Origin of the sequence: Micrococcus sp. HSID17227 (assembly GCF_003989405.1) — a bacterium.
Lineage (GTDB): Bacteria > Actinomycetota > Actinomycetes > Actinomycetales > Micrococcaceae > Micrococcus > Micrococcus luteus.
This window is the reverse complement of record NZ_RBLN01000107.1, coordinates 1-7,077: the sequence shown is the minus strand read 5'-3', so window position 1 is coordinate 7,077 and position 7,077 is coordinate 1. Positions and strand designations below refer to the sequence as shown.

The 7,077-nt window shown below is 73.9% G+C and carries 7 protein-coding genes; all 7 read left to right on the top strand.

Translation table 11 applies throughout. From position 1 onward, the window contains the following. Positions 1–211 precede the first annotated feature (211 nt). On the top strand, positions 212–1,927 hold the full coding sequence (locus tag D8M29_RS06995) for a nitrite/sulfite reductase (protein ID WP_127435397.1): 1,716 nt from the start codon (positions 212–214) through the stop codon (positions 1,925–1,927). Beyond that, a complete protein-coding gene (locus D8M29_RS06990; RefSeq protein WP_049146121.1) occupies positions 1,924–2,649 on the top strand; it encodes a phosphoadenylyl-sulfate reductase in 726 nt (241 codons plus the stop codon). The genes D8M29_RS06995 and D8M29_RS06990 overlap by 4 nt, the downstream gene beginning before the upstream one ends. 32 nt (positions 2,650–2,681) lie before the next feature. Continuing rightward, the gene (cysD, locus tag D8M29_RS06985) at positions 2,682–3,617 is read left to right on the top strand and encodes a sulfate adenylyltransferase subunit CysD (RefSeq protein ID WP_060974121.1); all 936 of its coding nucleotides are present in this window, start codon (positions 2,682–2,684) and stop codon (positions 3,615–3,617) included. After that, positions 3,617–4,957: a sulfate adenylyltransferase subunit 1 gene (locus D8M29_RS06980; RefSeq protein WP_041104782.1), complete on the top strand. Its 1,341-nt coding sequence runs from the start codon at positions 3,617–3,619 to the stop codon at positions 4,955–4,957. Before cysD ends, D8M29_RS06980 begins: the two co-directional genes overlap by 1 nt. A 31-nt stretch (positions 4,958–4,988) precedes the next feature. Continuing rightward, the gene (locus D8M29_RS06975; RefSeq protein ID WP_010078844.1) at positions 4,989–5,714 is read left to right on the top strand and encodes an ABC transporter ATP-binding protein; all 726 of its coding nucleotides are present in this window, start codon (positions 4,989–4,991) and stop codon (positions 5,712–5,714) included. Further along, complete coding sequence (locus tag D8M29_RS06970; protein ID WP_049146127.1) at positions 5,704–6,627, top strand: ABC transporter permease; 924 nt, start codon at positions 5,704–5,706, stop codon at positions 6,625–6,627. Before D8M29_RS06975 ends, D8M29_RS06970 begins: the two co-directional genes overlap by 11 nt. After that, on the top strand, positions 6,624–7,077 hold a 454-nt coding region (locus tag D8M29_RS06965), incomplete at its 3' end, for a bifunctional precorrin-2 dehydrogenase/sirohydrochlorin ferrochelatase (protein ID WP_148111539.1). The genes D8M29_RS06970 and D8M29_RS06965, both read left to right, overlap by 4 nt.

The following is a 7,077-nucleotide window of genomic DNA, read 5'->3' as shown; positions in this document are numbered from 1 at the left end:
CTGCTGCCGCATCCGCTGGTGGCGCGGATCGCCCTGGACCGGCTGCGGTCCGCCCTCGCCGAGGCCCCGAGGGGAGCCACCGGAGGCCGCTGAGCCGTTCGTCACACGACCGGGGCCGGGCCGGGCACCGACCGCGGCCCGGCCCCGGGAACGTGACGAACCGCGTCGACGATCTTGGGGGCTGGCATGCCGGGTTCCTAGCGTGGCGGCCATGACCCAGGTGAACGAGACGTCGAGGCCGGCGCGCACTCCGCGCCGTCCCTCCGCCAAGCCGCACGGCCAGTGGAAGGTGGACGGGACCGCCCCCCTGAACCACAACGAGGAGTTCAAGCAGCAGGACGACGGCCTGAACGTCCGCGAGCGCATCGAGCAGGTCTACGCCCACGAGGGCTTCGACTCGATCCCCTCGGACGACCTGCACGGCCGCTTCCGCTGGTGGGGCCTGTACACCCAGCGCCGGCAGGGGATCGACGGCGGCAAGACCGCCACCCTGGAGCCCCACGAACTCGAGGACCGCTACTTCATGCTGCGCGTGCGCATCGACGGCGGTGACCTCACCACCGAGCAGCTGCGCGTGATCGGCGGGATCTCCACCGACTTCGGCCGTGACACCGCGGACATCACCGACCGGCAGAACGTCCAGCTGCACTGGATCCGCGTCGAGGACGTCCCCGAGATCTGGCGGCGCCTGGAGTCCGTGGGCCTGTCCACCACCGAGGCCTGCGGCGACGTGCCGCGCGTGATCCTCGGCTCACCGGTGGCCGGGATCGCCGCGGACGAGATCATCGACCCCACGCCCGTGATCCGGGAGATCGCGGACCGCTGGATCGGCGACCTCGAGGTCTCCAACCTGCCCCGCAAGTTCAAGACCGCCATCACCGGCCATCCCTCCCAGGACGTGGTCCACGAGATCAACGACATCTCCCTGATCGGCGTGGTGCACCCCGAGCTGGGCCCCGGCTACGACCTGTGGGTCGGTGGCGGCCTGTCCACGAAGGCCCGCCTGGCCGACCGGATCGGTGCGTTCGTCTCGGCCGAGCGCGCCCCCGAGGTGTGGCACGCCGTCGTGAGCATCTTCCGCGACTACGGCTACCGGCGCCTGCGCAACAAGGCCCGCATGAAGTACCTGCTCGAGGACTGGGGGCCGGCGAGGTTCCGCACCGTGCTGGAGGAGGAGTACCTCGGCTACGCCCTGCCCGACGGCCCCGCCCCGGCCCCGCCCACCCGCCCCGGCGACCACGTGGGGGTCCACGAGCAGAAGGACGGCCGCTTCTACATCGGTGCCGCCCCCGTCGTCGGCCGCTCCAGCGGCACCACCCTCACCGCCCTCGCGGACCTGCTCGAGGCCCACGGCTCCACGCGGCTGCGGACCACCCCCCACCAGAAGATCGTGGTGCTGGACGTGGAGCGGGACCGGGTGGACGCCGTCGTGGCCGGCTTGAAGGAGCTGGGACTGGACCCGGAGCCGTCCGTGTTCCGCCGCTCCACCATCGCCTGCACGGGCCTGGAGTTCTGCAAGCTCGCCATCGTGGACACGAAGGACACCGCCACCGCCGCGATCGCCCAGCTGGAGGAGCGCCTGGCCGACCTCGCCGACCGCCTCCCCGAGCGGCTGAGCCTGCATGTGAACGGCTGCCCCAACTCCTGCGCCCGCATCCAGACCGCGGACATCGGTCTGAAGGGGCAGCTGCTCCCGGACGACGACGGCGGCCAGACGCCCGGCTTCCAGGTGCACCTGGGCGGCGGGCTGGCCTCCGTGGACCGCGCCGAGGCCGGCCTCGGACGCAGCGTCCGCGGCCTGAAGGTCCGCGCGGACGGCCTGGTCGACTACGTCGAGCGCGTCGTCCGCCGGTACGACGAGCAGCGTGAGCCGGGCGAGACCTTCGCCCGGTGGGCGCACCGAGTCGACGAGGAGGCCCTCCGATGAGCACCGTTCCCCCCACCCGTCCGACCGAGGACCTCGAGCGCCTGCAGGCGCTCGCGGAGTCCGGCGCCGCCGAGCTCGGTTGGGACGCCCCCGCCGAGGCGGTGGTCGACTGGGCCGCCCGCCATGTGGACCTCCGTCGGGCCGCCGTCGCCTGCTCCATGGCCGACGCCGTCCTGCCGCACCTGGTGGCGCAGCGGATGCCCGGCGTGGACGTCCTCTTCCTGGAGACCGGCTACCACTTCACCGAGACCCTCGCGACGCGCGACGAGGTGGCCCGCCGCCTCGACGTCACCGTGGTGGACGTGCTCCCGGAGCTGACCGTGGCCGAGCAGGACGAGCGCCACGGCAAGGACCTGTTCGCCCGTGACCCGGGGCTGTGCTGCGCGATGCGCAAGGTCGAGCCCCTCAACCGGGCGCTGGCCGGATACGACCTGTGGTTCACCGGCGTCCGCCGGGACGAGGCGCCGACGCGCACGAACACCCCGCTGGTGGGCTGGGACGAGGCCCACGGCATGGTCAAGGTCAACCCCGTCGCCCCGTGGAGCTTCGACGACCTGGTCGGCTACGCCACGGACCACGACGTGCCCGTGAACCTGCTCCTGCAGAACGGCTACCCGTCGATCGGCTGCCGTCCCTGCACCCGCCCCGTCGCCCCCGGGGAGGACCCCCGAGCCGGGCGCTGGGCCGGGACCGCGAAGACCGAGTGCGGCATCCACGTCTGAGCGCCGCACCCGAGACAGACCAAGGAGACACGATGACCCTCACCCATGCCCCCGACCCGGGGACCGTGAGCCCCGCCGGGCCCGACGTCCAGGACGCCCTGGAGGCCGAGGCGATCCACATCATCCGCGAGGTGGTGGCCGAGTTCGAGCGCCCCGCCATGCTCTTCTCGGGCGGCAAGGACTCGGTGGTGATGCTCCACCTGGCCGCGAAGGCCTTCTGGCCGGGCAGGATCCCCTTCCCGGTGGTCCACGTGGACACCGGCCACAACTTCCCCGAGGTCCTCGAGTTCCGCGACCGCACGGTGGAGCGGCTCGGCCTGCGGCTCGTGGTGGGCTCCGTGCAGGAGTACATCGACCGCGGCGAGCTGCGTGAGCGCGCCGACGGCACCCGCAACACCCTGCAGACCACCCCCCTGCTGGACACGATCCGGACCAACCGGTTCGACGCCGTCTTCGGGGGAGGCCGCCGTGACGAGGACAAGGCGCGGGCCAAGGAGCGGATCATCAGCCTGCGGGACGCGTTCGGCCAGTGGGACCCGCGCAACCAGCGCCCCGAGCTGTGGAACCTCTACAACGGCCGTCACACCCCCGGCCAGCACGTCCGCGCGTTCCCCATCAGCAACTGGACCGAGCTGGACGTGTGGCGGTACATCGCCCGCGAGGGCATCGAGCTGCCCTCCATCTACTACGCGCACGAGCGGGAGGTCTTCCGCCGCGACGGCATGTGGCGCGCCGTGGGGGAGCACTCCCGCCCGGCCGAGAACGAGGAGGTCACCACGCGGACGGTGCGCTACCGCACGGTGGGCGACATGTCCTGCACCGGCGCCGTCCTCTCGGAGGCCGCCACCGTCGAGGACGTCGTGCTCGAGGTCGCCGCCTCCACCCTGACCGAACGCGGGGCCACCCGCGCCGACGACCGCATCTCCGAGGCGGCCATGGAAGATCGCAAGAAGGACGGGTACTTCTGATGAGCACCGCACTGCTGGACCGGCGCGCCCCCGCCGGGACCCTGTTCCGCCTGGCCACGGCCGGCTCGGTCGACGACGGCAAGTCCACCCTCGTGGGCCGCCTCCTGCACGACTCCAAGGCCGTCCTGGCCGACCAGCTCGAGGCCGTGGCCCGCACTTCCGCCGAGCGGGGCTTCGGCGGCGCCGAGGGCGGGCTGGACCTGGCGCTGCTGACCGACGGCCTGCGCGCCGAGCGGGAGCAGGGGATCACGATCGACGTCGCGTACCGGTACTTCGCCACGGACCGGCGCACCTTCGTGCTGGCCGACTGCCCCGGGCACGTGCAGTACACCCGGAACACCGTCACGGGCGCCTCGACGGCCGACGCCGTCGTGCTGCTCGTGGACGCCCGCAAGGGCGTGGTGGAGCAGACCCGACGCCACCTCAGCGTGGTGGCCCTGCTGCGGGTGCCGCACGTGATCGTCGCGGTCAACAAGATCGATCTCGTGGACTACGCCGAGGAGGTCTTCACCGCGATCGCCGAGGACGTGCGGCGCGTGGCCCGGGAGCTCGGCCTCTCCGACGCGGTGAGCGTCCCGGTGTCCGCCCTCCAGGGCGACAACGTGGTCACCCGCTCCGAGCGGACGGACTGGTACACCGGCCCCACGCTCATGGAGCTGCTCGAGTCCCTGCCCGGGGCGGACGCCGAGGACGACGCCGCGGCCTCCTTCCGCTTCCCGGTGCAGCTCGTGGTGCGCCCCCAGGGCGCCCTGGCCCCCGGCCTCGACCCCGAGGTCTTCCGCGACTACCGCGGCTACGCCGGGCAGGTGGTGGCGGGCACCGTCCGGCCCGGGGACGCCGTCGCCGTCCTCACCCCGGGGCAGCCGGTGCGCACCACCACCGTGGTGGGCGTGGACGCCGCCGGCGAGTCCCTCGAGGAGGCCTCCTCCCCGCAGTCGGTGGTCCTGCGCCTGGCCGACGAGGTGGACGTGGCCCGCGGGGACACGATCGCCGCCGCGGACACCGCCCCGCGCCCCACCGCGGAGGTGGCCGCCGCGCTGTGCTGGCTCTCCGCCGCGCCGCTGCGCGTCGGGCAGCAGGTCCTCGTCAAGCACGGCACCGCCGTCGTCCGGGCGCTCGTCCAGGAGGTGGCCGGCCGGCTCGACCTCGACACCCTGCGGCTCGACCCGGCCGAGACCCTCGGGCTCAACGACATCGGACAGGTGCGCCTGCACCTGGCCGCGCCGCTGCCCGTGGAGCCCTACGCCGTGCATCGGCGCACCGGGGCGTTCCTCGTGATCGACCCCCACGACGGGGCCACGCTCGCCGCCGGCATGGTGCGCGGCGGCGACGAGGCCTGAGACGGATGACGACGGCGGGACGGGAGCGGTCATGACAGTGGTGATGGAGGACGTGGGCAAGAGCTTCGGCGGGCCCACGCCCGTGCTGGAGGACGTCTCCGTGCGGATCGAGCCGGGCGAGTTCGTCTGCCTGCTCGGCGCGTCCGGATGCGGCAAGTCCACCCTGCTGAACATCATCGCCCGGCTCGAGGCGCCCACCGCGGGCGTCGTCAAGACCCCCCGGGAGGGGGCCGCGTTCATGTTCCAGGACGCCGCCCTCTTCCCGTGGCTCACCGCCCGCGGCAACATCGAGCTCGCCCTCCGCTTCGCCGGTGTGGCCGCGGGGGAGCGTCGGGAGCGTGCCGGGGAGCTGCTGCGCCTCGTCCACCTGGACGACGCCGCCGACCTGCGACCCCACCAGCTCTCCGGCGGCATGCGCCAGCGCGTCGCCCTGGCCCGGGCCCTCGCCCAGGACCGCCCCCTGCTGCTCATGGACGAGCCGTTCGCGGCCTTGGACGCGATCACCCGCGACCTGCTGCATGGGGAGCTCGAGCGCGTGTGGCGGCAGACCGGCCGGACGGTCGTGTTCGTCACCCACAACGTGGCCGAGGCCGTCCGCCTCGGCCAGCGGGTGCTGCTGCTGTCCTCACGTCCGGGTCGCGTCGTCGCCGAATGGGACGTGCCCGCAGCCGCCCGCCACGACGCGCCCGCCGCGGCCGCCCTCACGGCCGCCATCACCGCCCGACTCGGTCAGGAGATCCGTCGCCATGCGCACTGACACCCCCACCCTCGACGCCCCCGGCCGCGCGCCGGGGGCCGCCACCGACGACGAGCTGCGCGAGCTCGACAGCGGCCTCGACGCGCTCCAGGCCGTCGACTCGACCCGTCGGACGGGTCTGGCCGGGTGGGACTGGAGCCGGGTCCTGCTCCCGGTGGCCGCCGTCGTCCTGCTCGTGGCGATCTGGCAGGCCTTCGCGTGGCTGGCCGGTGCGCGCGGCGAGCCGATCACCGGTCCCGGCGACGTCCTCGGGGCCTTCGGGACGCTGTGGGCCCAGGGTCTCGTCCAGCAGGCAGTGGCGACGTCGGTGGGCCGCGCCGTCGTCGGCTTCGCACTCGCCGTGGTCGTCGGCGTCGGGCTGGGCCTGCTGCTCGGACAGGTCAGCGTCCTGCGGCGGGCGTTCGGCCCGCTGCTCACGGCCCTGATGGTGCTGCCCAACGTGGCCTGGGTGCCGCTCGCGGTGCTGTGGTTCGGCCTCAGCGACGCCACCGCGTACTTCGTGATGCTCACCGGCGCCGTCCCCGCCGTGGTCGCCGGCCTCACCACCGGCACGGACCAGGTGCCGCCGCAGCTGCGTCGCGCGGCCCGGGTGCTGGGCGCCTCGCGTCTCGAGACCGCCCTGCTGGTGGTCCTCCCGGCCACCCTGCCCGCCTTCGTCTCCGGCCTGCGCCAGGGCTGGGCCTTCGCGTGGCGAGGCCTCATGGCCGCCGAGATCATCGCCGTCGGCGGGCCCATGGGCGTGGGACTCGGGACCCTGCTCCACGAGGGACGTGCCGCGTCCGACCTCGCCGTCGTCCTCTGCGCCGTCCTGACCATCCTGGCCGTCGGCGTCCTCTTCGAACTGGCCGCATTCGGCCCCGTCGAGCGGCGCATGCTGCGCCGCCGCGGGCTGCTGGAAGGGAGCACGCGATGACCGCGTCCGATCTGTACCCCACCTCCCTGCGTCTGCTCGGCCGGCCCGTCCTGATCGTGGGCGGCGGGCGCGTGGCCGGCCGCCGCGTGGGTTCCCTCCTCGACGCCGGCGCGCTCGTCACCGTGGTGGCCCCGAAGCCGGGGGAGGAGGTGGAGCGGCTCGCGGCGGCCGGCCTGCTCACCCTGCATCGCCGCCCCTACCGCCCGTCCGACCTCGACGGGGTCTGGTTCGCCCAGACCGCCACCGGCGACCGGGCCGTGGACGGGGCCGTGGCCTCCGACGCCGAGGCCCGCCGCGTCTGGTGCGTCGACGCCTCCGATGCCGAGTCCTCCGCCGCCTGGACGCCCGCCGTCGTCCGGGCCGGGGACGTGACCGTGGCCGTCAACGCCGGGGGAGACCCTCGCCGCGCCCGCGCCCTGAAGGACGCGATCACCCTCGCCCTGTCCAGCT